The 13,896-nt window shown below is 54.4% G+C and carries 13 protein-coding genes and 1 pseudogene; 9 read left to right on the top strand and 5 right to left on the bottom strand.

Features of this window, described 5'->3' with window-relative positions:
* Nucleotides 1-151: 151 nt before the first annotated feature.
* Nucleotides 152-1,669 carry a leucyl aminopeptidase gene (locus tag L7A15_RS04230; protein WP_237208367.1) on the bottom strand — a complete coding sequence of 506 codons (1,518 nt, stop codon included), beginning with the start codon at nucleotides 1,667-1,669 and terminating at the stop codon, nucleotides 152-154.
* 337 nt (nucleotides 1,670-2,006) lie between these two features.
* On the opposite strand from L7A15_RS04230, the gene L7A15_RS04225 reads away from it, so the two are divergent.
* The 4 genes and pseudogenes from L7A15_RS04225 to L7A15_RS10770 form a co-directional block, all read left to right on the top strand.
* Nucleotides 2,007-2,951, top strand: coding sequence for a proteasome assembly chaperone family protein (locus tag L7A15_RS04225; protein ID WP_237188458.1), 945 nt, complete (start codon nucleotides 2,007-2,009; stop codon nucleotides 2,949-2,951).
* 203 nt (nucleotides 2,952-3,154) lie between these two features.
* On the top strand, nucleotides 3,155-4,603 hold the full coding sequence (locus L7A15_RS04220) for a DUF4192 family protein (RefSeq protein WP_237208366.1): 1,449 nt from the start codon (nucleotides 3,155-3,157) through the stop codon (nucleotides 4,601-4,603).
* A gap of 263 nt (nucleotides 4,604-4,866) precedes the next feature.
* Nucleotides 4,867-6,207: an RNA polymerase sigma factor gene (locus tag L7A15_RS04215; protein WP_237208365.1), complete on the top strand. Its 1,341-nt coding sequence runs from the start codon at nucleotides 4,867-4,869 to the stop codon at nucleotides 6,205-6,207.
* A gap of 103 nt (nucleotides 6,208-6,310) precedes the next feature.
* Nucleotides 6,311-6,391, top strand: a pseudogene (locus L7A15_RS10770) (RNA polymerase sigma factor); the annotation flags it as partial.
* A 146-nt stretch (nucleotides 6,392-6,537) separates the two neighbouring features.
* Here the strand turns inward: L7A15_RS10770 and L7A15_RS04210 are convergent.
* Both L7A15_RS04210 and L7A15_RS04205 read right to left on the bottom strand, forming a co-directional pair.
* The gene (locus L7A15_RS04210; RefSeq protein ID WP_237188461.1) at nucleotides 6,538-7,038 is read right to left on the bottom strand and encodes an Rv3235 family protein; all 501 of its coding nucleotides are present in this window, start codon (nucleotides 7,036-7,038) and stop codon (nucleotides 6,538-6,540) included.
* A 23-nt stretch (nucleotides 7,039-7,061) separates the two neighbouring features.
* On the bottom strand, nucleotides 7,062-7,655 hold the full coding sequence (locus L7A15_RS04205) for a LysM peptidoglycan-binding domain-containing protein (RefSeq protein WP_237208364.1): 594 nt from the start codon (nucleotides 7,653-7,655) through the stop codon (nucleotides 7,062-7,064).
* 438 nt (nucleotides 7,656-8,093) lie between these two features.
* On the opposite strand from L7A15_RS04205, the gene L7A15_RS04200 reads away from it, so the two are divergent.
* The gene (locus L7A15_RS04200; protein ID WP_237208363.1) at nucleotides 8,094-8,645 is read left to right on the top strand and encodes a hypothetical protein; all 552 of its coding nucleotides are present in this window, start codon (nucleotides 8,094-8,096) and stop codon (nucleotides 8,643-8,645) included.
* A 21-nt stretch (nucleotides 8,646-8,666) separates the two neighbouring features.
* Here L7A15_RS04200 and L7A15_RS04195 read toward each other — a convergent pair whose 3' ends face one another.
* On the bottom strand, nucleotides 8,667-8,894 hold the full coding sequence (locus L7A15_RS04195; protein ID WP_237188466.1) for a helix-turn-helix domain-containing protein: 228 nt from the start codon (nucleotides 8,892-8,894) through the stop codon (nucleotides 8,667-8,669).
* A gap of 216 nt (nucleotides 8,895-9,110) precedes the next feature.
* Here L7A15_RS04195 and L7A15_RS04190 point away from each other — a divergent pair, with 216 nt between their 5' ends.
* From L7A15_RS04190 to L7A15_RS04180, 3 genes are all read left to right on the top strand, one after another.
* The gene (locus L7A15_RS04190; RefSeq protein WP_237200972.1) at nucleotides 9,111-9,749 is read left to right on the top strand and encodes an SAF domain-containing protein; all 639 of its coding nucleotides are present in this window, start codon (nucleotides 9,111-9,113) and stop codon (nucleotides 9,747-9,749) included.
* Between the two features lie 2 nt (nucleotides 9,750-9,751).
* Nucleotides 9,752-11,143: an AAA family ATPase gene (locus L7A15_RS04185; RefSeq protein WP_237208362.1), complete on the top strand. Its 1,392-nt coding sequence runs from the start codon at nucleotides 9,752-9,754 to the stop codon at nucleotides 11,141-11,143.
* A gap of 187 nt (nucleotides 11,144-11,330) precedes the next feature.
* Nucleotides 11,331-12,872, top strand: coding sequence for a sensor histidine kinase (locus tag L7A15_RS04180; protein ID WP_237208361.1), 1,542 nt, complete (start codon nucleotides 11,331-11,333; stop codon nucleotides 12,870-12,872).
* Between the two features lie 81 nt (nucleotides 12,873-12,953).
* On the opposite strand, the gene L7A15_RS04175 is transcribed toward L7A15_RS04180, so the two are convergent.
* Nucleotides 12,954-13,202, bottom strand: a complete 249-nt coding sequence (locus tag L7A15_RS04175; RefSeq protein ID WP_135013289.1) for a WhiB family transcriptional regulator — start codon at nucleotides 13,200-13,202, stop codon at nucleotides 12,954-12,956.
* A gap of 282 nt (nucleotides 13,203-13,484) precedes the next feature.
* Between L7A15_RS04175 and L7A15_RS04170 the strand changes: the two genes are divergently transcribed.
* Nucleotides 13,485-13,880, top strand: coding sequence for a hypothetical protein (locus L7A15_RS04170; protein ID WP_237208360.1), 396 nt, complete (start codon nucleotides 13,485-13,487; stop codon nucleotides 13,878-13,880).
* The last annotated feature ends 16 nt before the right edge of the window (nucleotides 13,881-13,896 follow it).

The following is a 13,896-nucleotide window of genomic DNA, read 5'->3' as shown; positions in this document are numbered from 1 at the left end:
TGAAGGGGGTAACTTGAAGGCCATCCGTTTCAGATATGCCTATGAGATATGGTGCATCCCACGTTAAATTCAGGGTTAAAAGAAGCCGCCCTGCCTGGGGATAAGCCAGGGCAGGACGGCTACTGATCTGGTAGATCAGTCGAGGATTGGCTTAGGCCTGGTAGCCTTCGATGAATTTGATAAGGGTAGCTACCGAGTGGCCGGTACCTTCCTTGGGGGTGAAGCCGTAGGGGGCTTCCTCATTGAAGGAGGGGCCTGCGAAGTCAAGGTGGGCCCAAGGGATCTTGACCCCGTCCTTTTCCCCGACGAACTCTTCAAGGAACTGACCTGCAACCAGCATGCCGCCGTAGCGGGAGCCGATGTTCTGCAAATCAGCGACGGGGGACTTGAGGCTGGAGCGCAGGTGCTCGGGCATGGGCATAGGCCAGTAGTCTTCACCAGCGGCCTTGGCTGCATCGAGTACCTGGTTGCGGACGTCCTCAGCACCCATGACTGCGGCGGTGCGGACGCCCAGGGCAATGAGCTGGGCGCCGGTTAGGGTCGCGATGTCGAGGATGACGTCCGGCTCAGCTTCGGAGGCCAGGGCCAGGCCGTCGGCCATGACCAGACGACCCTCAGCGTCGGTGTTCATGACCTCAACGGTGTGGCCGCTACGCATAGTCAGGACGTCCTCGGGACGGATGGAGTTGCCGCCGGGCATATTTTCAGCCAGGCAGAGGTAGCCGCTTACCGCGACAGGAATTTTCAGCTCAGCAGCAGCAGCTACGACGTTGAGGACGGTTGCGGCCCCGGCCATATCGGACTTCATGGTGGTCATGGAGCCAGCAGGCTTCAGGGAGATGCCACCGGTATCAAAGGTAATGCCCTTACCGACCAGGGCAACTGTCTTGGTGGCTCCGGCAGGGGTGTACTTAACTTCAACCAGGCGGGGCTTCCGTTCTGATCCCTGACCGACGCCGGCGATACCGCCAAAGCCCCCGGCAAGCAGCTCCTCGTAATCCCAGACCTTTGTCTCAACGTCGTCAAGGTTTTCAAGACGGGCCAGGGCGCGTTCTGCAAAGGTTTCAGGGAAGAGGTGAGAGGGGGGAGTGTTGACGAGGCGGCGGGTATGGTCAACGGCCTCACCCAGAATTAGGGCACGGGTCAGGGCGCCCTCGGCCTCAGATGAAGACAGCTCGGTCACAATGGTGACGTCAGCGACGGGGGCCTTGACGGACTCGGCAGTCTTGACGCGCATCTGGGCATCAGCAAAGGCACCGTAGGCTGCACCCTCGGCCACCGCCGCAAGCTCTTCTACCGAGTTGGTGCCCAGGGCCAGGGCAACGCTCTCGGTGCCAGCTAGCTGACGGACGGCAGAACCAGCAGCGTAGCGCAGGGCAACCAGGCGGGCAGCCTCGTCCTCCTTTGCGCCACCCAGACCAATGAGGGCAACGACGTCCGCGCCAACTCCCTCAAAACCGGGGAGGCGGACGAGTTCGTCCTGCGCACCAGTTACCCCAACATCTTCCAAGATTGCATCCAGGCCCTCTGCGGTCTCATCGTCGAGAGTGTGGGCGGCCAAGAAGGGGCCTTCCTTGTCTGAATGTACGCCCAGCACGAGGACGTTGACGTCAAGGTCCTCCAGGTTAGGGGAAGAAACAGAGAAAGAAAGGTCATGAGATTCGCTCATTGAAGTCTCCTTGATCAGGTGGGAATCAAACGGCCAGCACGAGCAAAATATGTGCTGTGGCTTGGCACTCAACATCTAAGCCTATTCCTTCAGAGCAAAAAATGTAACCTCTGCAACCTTGTTAAAGCTGGGCATCACGCACAGCGAACAGGCGGCTCAGGAAAGTTACTGGACGGGCCCGCCCACCTTGAACACGGGAATAAAGGCTGGTCCCTACGAGTTATAATCACGACACGGGGACAGTCGCCTACAAACGCACCGCTTCAGGGGCGACGAGTTACGAATGGATGACAGAATCACCACGACCCCGGCTCACAGGAAGAGGAGGCAGCAGAAGATGAACCAACACGACAAGCTCTACATCGCCCACGCAGGTGCCCTGGATAACCCGCGCCTGAAGGGCCTGCCCCTCGTCGTTGCCCTCTCCCACCCCCAGGACGCCGGCGGAACCGCAGGTCACCTGGGTGAGGTCTTACTGCATGAACTAGAGAACGTAGCGATCATCGAGTTTGATGCAGATCAGCTTCATGATTACCGGACGCGACGCCCTCGCATCACCTTCAGGAAAGACCGGTTTGTTGACCCCGTCCTGCCCGAGCTGAAGATCTACGTGGTTGAAGACCGTCTTGGTAAACCATTCCTCCTGCTCGCTGGGGCCGAACCTGACCTCCGCTGGCAAAAATTTACCGCTGAAATCGTGGAAATTGCAGTCCAACTTGAAGTATCAGTGGCCCTCTCCATCACGGCCTTCCCCATGCCCGTACCCCATACACGTCCTATCCCCGTGACAGCCCACGGGTCCCGGAAGGACCTCACCGCAGGCATCTCGGCCTACCAGCCGGACGCCATCGTCCCAGGGTCAGTCTCAAGCCTGCTCGAAGTCCGGTTGACCGAAGCAGGAATCGGAACAGCCGGTTTCTCAGTCAACGTACCCCAATATCTCTCCGAATCTGAACTGCCCCAAACTGCACTCGTGGCTATGGAACACCTGTCTATGGCTGCCCAACTGAGCCTGCCATCAGACCGGTTGCGCGAGCTATCAGTCAATGTTCAGCACCAGATCGACGAGCAAGCCAGCGCCAACCCCGAAATTCAGATGATGATCAACCGGCTTGAAGAAAATTACGACGCTAATACCGCCCAGTGGAGCGCCTCCCGCCCCCTATCAGAACGTGCTGCAGGTAAGATTCCATCACGGGATGAAATTGGCGCAGAAATTGAAGAGTTCCTCCTGAGGAACAGCCACCACCAAGGTGAAGACGAAACCTCAGAAAATTTCTAGCAGGTTCAATACCTGATGTAACCCCTGTGGAAAATTCACGTCATGACAGTGAAGGTTCTCCAGGGGTTTCATCAAATACGCGACACCATCGGGTGAAACAAGGGTAAAAGCACCAGTCAGGCCAGGGAGCCAGATGGTGAACGATAATTCACAGGGGGCTCGAAGCCTGGTCAGAAGGGCCGCCAGTACCCCACAGTGAAGCTATGAACACCTTCAACTCACCGTCACGAACACCCATCACCGCCCGCATCAGCTCAGAACGCGACGTCGTTGCCGCCTCCCTCTTCCTCCTCGGCTACTGGCCCGAAAATTCACTCGTCATACTGGCCTCAGACGGACAAGGCGTCGGACCGATCCTCCGAGTAGACCTACCCATCCTCACCGAAAACAGAGTAGAAGAAGCCGTCAACGCACTCCTCACCTACCTTCCAGCAGAAACCTCCAGCGGTACCCCAACACAACAAATCTTCGTCCTAGCCTTTACCGAAAGTAAGGCAGAAAGAAACACGAACCAGAGCCAGGAATCACAACTCAAAGAGAAAGAACTAGTGGCCTTCTCTCAAACAAGTGTGCTCCCAGAACTACACCTACAAACCACCCTACGAGACATCACACTCCAAGACCTCATCATCATCGGGCATGACGACATCTGGGCCCTCGACAGAACAAAGTTCAACCTCCACCAGGTATGTCAGGTAGAAGACATAACCTGCAGCGGAGTCTACATAGACTTCCTCACCCGAGGGTACTCAATCGCAGAAAACATCGAACAAAGCGCAGAACAACTCAGCCCAGCCCCACTCCACACCCACGACGCAGAAGAATGCGACCACTGGCTATCACTTGCAGAAATACTCACCGCTGAAAGTACCACCCAACGCCACACCCTCAACCCGCCCACCACCTTCCAACTTGAAGCAGACCTAACCATCTGGGACCTGGTACTCACCACCATCGCACAGGAAATCCACACAGAATGGGGCACAGCCCAAACCCACCAAGAAGCACAAAGCCTGCGGCGAAAACTACTCACCACAGACCAGGGATACATCCTAGGAGATAAGCTACGGGAACTCGTCTCACCCCATATCGCAGCCTACCTAGCGTCCTCCCTAGACAACAGCCTCACCATGCAGCTTCTCCTAGGCGCAACCCTAGAAACACTAGAAGCAGCCCACCAAGCCCTAGAACTCATCGCAGAAATAGAGGGCACCCAGCCAGAAGGGCCACACCAAGAACACCACCGGCTACTCCCACCACAAGAAGAACTAACACCCCTAGGCTGCACAGAACTACACCAAAAAACACACCTCCCACATCCCAAAACACCAGCAACCACCGACGCCGCCCGCCCCCTGGCCACAGCACTCCTCGGCGCACAAGACAAACAACCACACTGGACCAAACTCATAGCCCTAGAAAGCCTCGCAGCCCTCTTAGAAAACATCTCCACAACCCAAGCAGAAAGCCACTTCATAGCCCTCCAAGCCTGGATCAGATGGAGCTTCGGCTACTCATCAGAAGCAGCCATCCTACTCAACAAAGCCAATCGACTCAGCCCAAGCACAACCCCACTACCCATCCACACCCTCATCACCTCAGGCGTGCTGCCACTCTGGATCACCCCAGACCCAACAACCCCAAGAAAGTGACCCACAACAGAGGCAGCACAAGCCCCGCCTCATGGAAACCACACCTAAAACATGTCATACTAGGCTATTGACCCCGATCAAGAAGTATCACAGCGACCACAGGCCAACCACCTGGAATAAACAAAACTCATCCAGTGTTAACCACTGATGAAGACTCCAGGAAAGCCAAAACATCGCACGGCACTCTTGACAGGGTCTTAGGTGTTTTGACCGCTAACACCACAACCTACTCGCTACGGTCAATTAGCTCAGAAAGGTTTTCTGTGTCACCAGCCGCACGCAAGAAAGCAGCCAGCGAAACCGCTGCCACCCAAGCAACCGCAAAAAAAACCTCAACCCGCACTAAGTCTAAAAAGGCTGAGGAAGCGGCAGAAACCCTAGAAGCAGATGACGACCTAGCTGAGGCAGCACCCAAGCGGGCCAAAAAAACTACCACCAAAAAAGCCGCACCCAAAAAGACCCGCAAGGTCAAAGACGAAGAAGACGACTTCACCGAAGACGACCTCGACCTCGACGAAGACATCGTAGATGACGAAGACATCGACGACCTCGAAGAGGAAGAAGATGAAGACACAGACTCCGTCACCAAAGAAGAAAAAAAGGAAGCCGAAGCCGTAGCCGCCAAGGGATCCGGCTTCGTCCTCACCAACAACGACGAAGACGACGCCCCCGCCGTCCGCGTCGTCACCCCCGGTGCAACCGCCGACCCCGTCAAGGACTACCTCAAGCAAATCGGTAAGGTCGCCCTGCTGAATGCAGAACAAGAAGTAGACCTTGCCATGCGAATCGAAGCAGGCCTCTACGCCGAGCACAAGCTCAAAGAAAACCCCGACATGGACCCCCAGCTCAAAAAAGAACTCCGCTGGGTCATCCACGACGGTCGTCGCGCCAAGAACCACCTGCTCGAAGCCAACCTCCGACTCGTCGTCTCCCTCGCAAAGCGCTACACCGGTCGCGGTATGCTCTTCCTCGACCTCATCCAGGAAGGCAACCTCGGTCTCATCCGCGCCGTCGAAAAGTTCGACTACTCCAAGGGCTTCAAATTCTCAACCTACGCCACCTGGTGGATCCGACAGGCCATCACCCGTGCCATGGCTGACCAGGCCCGCACCATCCGAATCCCCGTCCACATGGTCGAAGTCATCAACAAGCTGGCCCGCGTCCAGCGTCAAATGCTCCAAGACCTTGGCCGGGAACCCACCCCCGAAGAACTTGCCAAAGAACTCGATATGACCCCCGACAAGGTCATCGAAGTTCAAAAATACGGCCGCGAACCCATCTCCCTGCACACTCCCCTCGGTGAAGATGGCGACTCAGAATTCGGTGACCTCATCGAAGACTCCGAAGCCGTCGTCCCCGCAGACGCAGTCTCCTTCACCCTGCTCCAAGAGCAGCTCCACTCCGTCCTCGACACCCTCTCAGAACGAGAAGCAGGCGTCGTCGCCATGCGCTTCGGCATGACCGACGGCCAGCCCAAGACCTTGGACGAGATTGGTAAGGTCTACGGGGTTACCCGCGAGCGTATCCGCCAGATTGAGTCCAAGACCATGTCTAAGCTCCGTCACCCCTCCCGTTCCCAGGTGCTGCGCGACTACCTCGACTAAACACAAGAGGAACAGCGAGGGGGAGCGGGTCGCGGGTAACCATTCCGCAGGATTTTTTCTTTCCTCGCACGCTCGGAAAAATCCTGCTCCATCTCGCGAGCCTATCCGTCAGATTGAGTCCAAGACCATGTCTAAACTCCGTCACCCCTCCCGCTCCCAGGTCCTACGCGACTACCTCGACTAAACACAAGAGGAACAGCGAGGGGGGAGCGGGTCGCGGGTAACCATTCCGCAGGATTTTTTCTTTCCTCGCACGCTCGGAAAAATCCTGCAACACCCCATACCAAGACAGAAAAATCCCCCGGATCCAAAACGTTCCGGGGGATAACACTACGCAACCTGAAGAGAAGTAATCCGCCAGCTCTTCCTCACCTTCTCAGCCCGAAGAGCAACAGCCCGCGTCATCAAACCATCCGACACCAACAAACTCATCTCAAAAGCCACCGAAGAAACCCGCTGCACAATAATCCTCACCGGCTTCAACGGCTGAGGACGCAACTGAGACCGCACAGGCGGAAACTTCCGATGACGCTCAGCAACCACCTTCCGCACCACAGCCACCTGCTTCTCAAAAGCCCGAAAACACCCCGGCGACACCCAAGCAGACAAATGATGAACAGGCCTCCAACCCATCAAAATCTCAAGAGAAGCCGTACCAATCCTTATACCAAGCTGCTCAACCGCAGCCTCTTCCTCATCAATAACAGGAACAACATGCTCAACACCACTCACACGAGGTGAAGAAGCACCACGTGCCAAGGCACGAGCATAAGAATCAATATCCATCGCAAAAAACCGGCGATCATCATGTTCGGGAAAAGTCGTCTTCATGGGAAAATCCTTCAACGGGGAAACTAAAGGGAAAAATGAATGGTCTGACCAGGAAAAATCAGGGCATCAAGAGTGGGGATAGAGTCTTGATTACTCAACTGAATAGAACGAACAGCATCAAAAATCTCAGCTCCAGAGGCAGTAGCAGGAAGATGCTTTTCAGCAATAGACCACAGCGTGTCACCACTGACAACCGTGTAGGTAATCCGCTGACCAGCAGGACCAGCTTCACCACCACCAGAACCACCAGCGATTCTCTGACCTGCTCCAAAGAAGGGGGAAATGCCTGAATAGCTATTCGCAGCAGCCTCAACTATCAAGGCCTGCGGGCCCTGCACATAGGATCCAGGAAAAAGGGGCGAGGGCAAAGACTGCTCGCCTACAGTTCTGAAGGAGGTCACAGTTACCTGCTGGCGAGGCTCAGAATCGACACCTCCACCTTCAGGCAGCAGCTGGCTTATCTGCCCAGCCGCTGGGGCCCTGGGCAGCAATTGAGAGACACTCAGCTGATTCTCAACACCCGCCACAAGTGTCGCTTCTGGCATAGCAGATGCATGAGCGAAACCGGAACCCATCAAAGCACTCACGCCAAGAGTGCTAGCTGCAAGAGTCTTCATTGCCTTAGGGGCCCAGGAGGGAACAACTGGTGAATAGGAACTGGGTCGAAGTCGGGCAAAGATATAACTTCCCCCGAGGAAGACAAAACCAGCGAGCCACCACAGGACAATTAGCCCGCACAGAATCGTGACTCCCACCAGGGAGTACCAGCTGAACCAAGCGTCGAAACTACCGTGGACACGGGCACCAGAACCCCTGCTGGGAAGTAAGAGCACGACACCAACCAACAAACCAACGGATGCCAGGAAGGGCTGGATGAGCTCCTTAACGAGGACCCGAGGAAACGTCTTCTTCATTGAAATCACCTCTAATCATGTCATTTGATGTAGTTTGATGATAATTCAATATGTTACTGATGTTTGGGTGGCTTTCAAGTCTTCTAGGTGATTTTGTTCGACTTTTTCGAAATTTGGGTGAATCCAGGTAGGCTCAGTCCTATGGATACGCTAGACCTACTCTTCAGAGATTTCGAGGCGCAACTAGATGCGCAAAGGCAGCTTGATTACGAAGCGGACGCGCAGGAGCTGAGGCAGCTAGAACTGTCACGTATAGCCATGTCAGATAGGCTTGCCGCTCAGGTGGGAAAACTGGTGACAGTTGCCTGGCGGTACGACGAAGTATGGAGAGGGAAACTTGTTGATCTTGGAATGGGTTGGCTTCGCCTCAAAGTAGATGCTGGGCATATCATCGTCCCACTCGCCGAAATATTGTGGTGGGAAGGAGGGGACCAAAAGTCTTATTCCGATACAGGTGACGTGGCCAGGAAGCTTACCTTGAATTCAGTGTTGAGGGCATTGGTGAAGGGGCGCCGACGGATTCGTATCGACCATAGCGGCAACTCCGGGCACAGTACGGAGGGGATTATTGTGGCAGTTGGTGCTGATTATTGCCAGGTGTCTATTGACGTTGTTGATCCCGCAACTGGCAGGAGGTCCCTCAGTCTTCGGGAGGTTTCCTTGCTCAACATTGCGGCAGTGCGCATCGACTAGTAGATAGAGGGGGAGCGGAAGTTAGTTGATGTCGGCGTTCATGCGCTCATTTTTAATGGTTTCTTCCGCGATGGCGTACCGCTCTTTGATGTACTCTTCGAGCATGGTTCGTTCGACCCTCCACTGGTTCCTTCCGCCAATCTGGATGGCTTTAAGTTCACCGGTGCGAACAAGTGCCCGTGTTTGACTTGCGGAAATATTGAGAATTTCGGCTACGTCAGTCAGGGTTAGGAAACGGGATTCGGCCATCTGGGTGCCTCTCGATTGATGCGTAAAGATCTTCTACTGCAGACCCATTTTAGTGCAGTATGACTTCATTTGGAACGATTTGATATAAATTGGAAGCAAATGGCTTGTAATGTGTGTCGTGGGCTAGCTTCTGGAGTGTAAACTCAGAAAAACTAGAGACTGCAAGGGAAAACCCCTAGCCAACCGAGAATTCATTTGACTCAAAGAGGTGTCAACATGTCAACTCCATCCGAAACTCAGCGGTATAAGCGCCCCGGACTTAAGGACCCCAAACTTGTGCTTGGCCTCCTGCTCATTCTTATCTCCATGATCGGTGTTGTAGGGATAGTGCGGTTTGCCAATAAGACTGAACCCTTCTACATGGCTTCTACAGACCTAAAAATTGGTGATGCCTTGACGTCCGCAAATCTCAAAGTCGTCGATGTGCAGTTAGGTGATGCTGCCCCGAACTACGTGAGCGCGGACGTCGAGCTTAAGCCGGGTACGGTTGCAACTCAGCCTATGAAGGCTGGAGAGCTCATTACGTCGTCAGGTATCACTGACGAATTGAAGGATGGGCGTCGGCTAGCTACCCTCCTCATGGATCATTACGCCGTATCTAGCTTTACGTCCGGTGACCGGGTCGATGTGTGGGTGTCGTTCAAACGAGAGGGATCAAACGATTATGAGGAACCGCAGAGCTTGGTGTCTCATGCTGAAATCCACTCGGTGACGGCGCAGGAATCCATTATTGGTGGGACCGGGAAAACTGCGGTTGAGCTATGGGTTAACGCTGACCAGCTGGGCCAGGTTCTAAATGCCTCTAACGGTGGTGCCGCCATTAACCTCATCCCTGCAGCGTACGGGGAGGAATAGGGATGGCACATATTCCTTTGATTGTCCTGGGGGACGTCAGCGGCAGGTTTATTGCTGGCATTGAAGCCCAGCGGGGGGACGTCAACGTCATCCGTCATATTCAAGATATCGGTGAACTGTTAGGAGTGGCCCGGAGCGGGATAGCGCGAGCAGCCTTGATTGTAACTCAGGCTGAGGAGCTCACCCTATCAACCATTGCCTCTTTGGTGGAAGCTGACGTAGCGGTCTGTATTATCAACGATTCGGGCGACCAAGTTCCTTTCCACCAGGCTACCTATATTGACTCGTTAGCTGACATCAGCGAGGTTATCCTTGCGATTCAGCAAGCAGTTGAGAAGCAACCAGGTGCGGTGGAGACCGGTCACGATGAAGGGACCCCAGCAGACGCATACGAAACCACCAAAGGTTTAGTCGAGGCACCGGATATTGACGGGCCTAGTGATACCACCGGAATTGATGCCCGGGCAACGTCGGCTAAACCCAGCAGAGGGAACACCCTGGTTGTGTGGGGGCCAACTGGTGCCCCCGGCAGGACTACTATCGCGGTCAATCTTGCTGGGGCATATGCAGACAAGGGGTACTCGGTGTGTCTCGTCGACGCAGACACCTATGGTCCTGCAGTCAGTGCTGTTCTTGGGCTCACCGATGAATATTCGAGCCTTGCCCAGCTTTGCCACCATGCGGAAAGAGGTCAGCTGACTCAGCAAACCATAGATAGGCTGACAACAACCATCACGCATAGGTCCGGCTCCTTTCACGTCATATCAGGAATCAACAGACCTGATCGGTGGACCGAGATTCGTCGGCACACCATGGATCAGGTGATTGAAGGGCTCGTTGCCTCCTACGACATCGTCATTATCGACTCAGGGTTCTGTCTAGAGGAAGATGAAGCACTTGCCTTTGATGGCTTGGCGCCTCAGCGAAATGACGCAACACTAGCAGCACTTGCCTCAGCAGACCACACTCTGGTTATTGGGTTGGCAGACATCGTTGGAATACCCCGGCTGATCAAGGGATACGAGCAATTGAAGCAACAACTGGAAGATCTTGACGAGTCCTCCGTAACCATTGCTGTGAACCGGGTCCGTAGCGAATCTGTTGGCCCTGCAGCTCGAAGCGCTTTGGAACATTCCTGGAGACGCTTTGGCCCCAGTCACCCGATTGACGTCTTTATGTCAGATGACTCGCAGACAGTTGAAAAAGCTCGGTTAGCTGGAAAGACGGTCTTTGAATCTGACCCCAATTCAACCCTTGCAGGGGAGCTCATCAAGCTAACTGACCATATCCAAGAAAAATTGGGTCTGGGGCGTCCTGAGAACACTAAGGAAGAAGGACGTACCCAGGCCGGGCAACAGAAGCGGAGATGGTTCTCCTTTCCCGGTAAATCGTAGAAGCTCAATCTAACTAGGCATTCTCCCGTCAGGAGCAATGGCGCTAGGAGCGTGAAACGATTCCTCCGATAATTAGGAGCTTCAGGTGATGTGAGCCTAGTCTAAGTAATAGACTGTCCGCACAGATACCTCTGCTGTGCCAGCACAAGCAAGGGTTGAAAGCAGAGCAAGCTAGGAGTAAAGCAACGTGACCCTTACAGAAGTCCTCACCAAAACCGGTGCCTACGGGCCTGGGGACATCGAATGGTTGCACCTTCTCACCAATGAATGGCAAATCATCGCAGACACAGGTTACTGTGATCTGCTGTTGTGGATACCAGATGAGGAGACAGTCTCTGACCAGTTCTCACTTACCCAGTCCCTGCCTCCGTCCACTGGTTTCGTGAGCATCGCCCAGATCCGCCCATCCAGCACCCATACTGTCTTCTACCAGGACCTCGTGGGAGTTCCTTTGATTAAGGAATTAGTGGACAGGGCAGTGGCAAGTTGGAACAGCCAAACCCCCAAGACGGTGAAGGACGAACAGTACCTGACCGATATCGTCCTGGACGCCGAATTCTTCCCACTCATTCGTAACGGACGCACGGTTGCTTTGCTCTCTGTCCACCGGGAGAGCTTAGGGACCCGTAAACGGCAAAAGGCTGAGAGAGTATATCGGGACGTCTCCCATCATCTCTTGCTGATGGTCTCACGTGGGGCTTGGCCAGAGTTTTCAGCCCCCGTAGGAACAGCCCATGGAAATCCTCGTGTGAGTGACGGCCTGATTACGGTTGATACAGATGGGCGGGTCACCTACGCCTCACCTAACGCCCTTTCAATTTACAAGCGACTCAACTTTGAGGGCGACCTCATCGGCAAAAGCCTCCTGGAAGTGACCCGCACCTTGCTGCCGTCCGGTGAAAAGGCTGACGAAACCCTGCCCCTCGTTCTTACAGGACGGATGCCCTGGCGAGCAGAAATCAAGGCTAACCGTAAGAGCATTACGTTCAGGGCTATTCCCCTCCGCCATTTTTCTCGGCTGGGCGAGGAACGCTACGGGGCTGTCATCCTCTGCCGGGACGTGACGGAGCTACGTCACCGGGAGCAGGAGATGATGTCCAAGGACGCTACGATTCGAGAAATACATCATCGAGTCAAGAATAACCTTCAGACGGTTTCGGCCCTCCTTCGACTGCAATCCCGGCGAATGACGACCCTGGAAGCAAAAGAGGGCCTTGAACAAGCAATGCGACGGGTCGCAACTATCGCTCTGGTCCATGAAGCCCTGTCTCAGGGCCTCAACCAGGAGGTAGATTTTGACGAACTCATTGGAAGGCAGTTCCGTTTGGCTGCTGAGCTGGCATCACCTGGCCAGCACGTTGAAACTGTTATTCAGGGGTCCTTTGGTATGCTGCCTAGCCAAGTTGCTACGCCTTTAGCCCTGGTCATTAACGAGGTCGTTGCGAACGCAGTTGAACATGGTTTAGCTGGGGAAACTGGTACTGTCACCCTCGGTTGTAAGCATCTTTACGATGAGCGGCAGAACCACAGCATCGTGGTCTCGGTTCAAGATAGTGGCGAGGGCATTAGCCACCAGAAAATTCAGGAGTTGGAGGAAGGAGCCTCTACTACTGGATTAGGCACCCAAATCGTCAAAACCCTTGTATCGAGTGAGCTGAATGGGTCGATTCACTGGTCTACAGCAGATGGCGGTGGAACCTTGGTGACCATCGAAGTCACTGATATATAAGCCTTGAAAGCTCAAAAGAGAGGTGGGGGCTATCCGGTTGAACGGATAGCCCCCACACTAAACTCAGACTTTTTGTGTCCTTTAGGAAGCCCGACGGGCCCGAGCGGCACGACGTTTCATTGCGCGGCGCTCATCTTCGCTCATTCCTCCCCAGACACCTGAATCCTGGCCGGTTTCAATCGCCCACTGCAGGCACGTGTCCATTACAGTGCAGCTTCGGCAAACATTCTTTGCTTCCTCAATTTGAAGCAAGGCAGGCCCGGTGTTTCCTACTGGGAAGAAGAGTTCAGGGTCTTTTTCCAGACAAGCAGCACGGCTTCGCCAATCCATTAGCATGCTCTCCTATAGGGGTAACCGGATCAGCTGGTGAAAGCTCACCAACAACTAACAAAAAAATCTGGCCCCTTTCACAAGGGGCCAAACTTGAACCTCAATAACTTTCGCACGATATGGAGACTTAGACAAGGGGTTTATGAGCCAAAATACTTCCAACCCCTGAGGTAAATGTCACAGGGGTGGGTTGTTGAGTGAAAGCGCGTGAGTGCTGACACTCTGGGGCGCTTATCCTAGAGATGAAACTCTGTGCCCTACTGTTTCACATCGAGGAGAAAAATGACAAAACACCAGCCCCATGTACTGCGGAAGGTACCAGTTAGTGTCCTGGTCCTTGCCCTGATTGGTGCAGTTCAAATTACTTATATTTTGGGCGATGCAATCTTGGGAATCCTGTCTTCAGAAAACCTGGGGGTTGCCTCCGTCCTGGCCAGCTTTTACTTTATTCTTGCCGGTGTGCTGGGTATAGGGTTATTCGCTGTCTATCAGGGGAGGCGATTTGGGCAGCCCCTGGTGCTTGTTTGGGAGCTTTTTGCAGTCATCATTGGAGTGCAAACTGCCCTGGGGGGATACTTTCTGATGGGAATCGCCTCCACCGTGTTGGCAGGTGCCTGTGTTCTCTTGCTGTTTACCAAGGAAACTCTGCTCTATCTTGCTTCAAGCTCCCAGAAATAATTGCTTCTGGTGTGCC

The sequence above is a fragment of the Rothia nasimurium genome (genome assembly GCF_928391935.1).
GTDB lineage: Bacteria > Actinomycetota > Actinomycetes > Actinomycetales > Micrococcaceae > Rothia > Rothia nasimurium_D.
The sequence above is the reverse complement of the archived record's forward strand: the minus strand, read 5'-3'. Positions and strand labels throughout refer to the sequence as shown.

Coding starts and splice junctions, on each gene's coding strand:
- L7A15_RS04210 (WP_237188461.1), bottom strand. CDS start 7,038: ATGAAGACGACTTTTCCCGAACATGATGATCGCCGGTTTTTTGCGATG.
- L7A15_RS04230 (WP_237208367.1), bottom strand. CDS start 1,669: ATGAGCGAATCTCATGACCTTTCTTTCTCTGTTTCTTCCCCTAACCTG.
- L7A15_RS04190 (WP_237200972.1), top strand. CDS start 9,111: ATGTCAACTCCATCCGAAACTCAGCGGTATAAGCGCCCCGGACTTAAG.
- L7A15_RS04195 (WP_237188466.1), bottom strand. CDS start 8,894: ATGGCCGAATCCCGTTTCCTAACCCTGACTGACGTAGCCGAAATTCTC.
- L7A15_RS04170 (WP_237208360.1), top strand. CDS start 13,485: ATGACAAAACACCAGCCCCATGTACTGCGGAAGGTACCAGTTAGTGTC.
- L7A15_RS04225 (WP_237188458.1), top strand. CDS start 2,007: ATGAACCAACACGACAAGCTCTACATCGCCCACGCAGGTGCCCTGGAT.
- L7A15_RS04220 (WP_237208366.1), top strand. CDS start 3,155: ATGAACACCTTCAACTCACCGTCACGAACACCCATCACCGCCCGCATC.
- L7A15_RS04200 (WP_237208363.1), top strand. CDS start 8,094: ATGGATACGCTAGACCTACTCTTCAGAGATTTCGAGGCGCAACTAGAT.
- L7A15_RS04175 (WP_135013289.1), bottom strand. CDS start 13,202: ATGGATTGGCGAAGCCGTGCTGCTTGTCTGGAAAAAGACCCTGAACTC.
- L7A15_RS04185 (WP_237208362.1), top strand. CDS start 9,752: ATGGCACATATTCCTTTGATTGTCCTGGGGGACGTCAGCGGCAGGTTT.
- L7A15_RS04205 (WP_237208364.1), bottom strand. CDS start 7,655: ATGAAGACTCTTGCAGCTAGCACTCTTGGCGTGAGTGCTTTGATGGGT.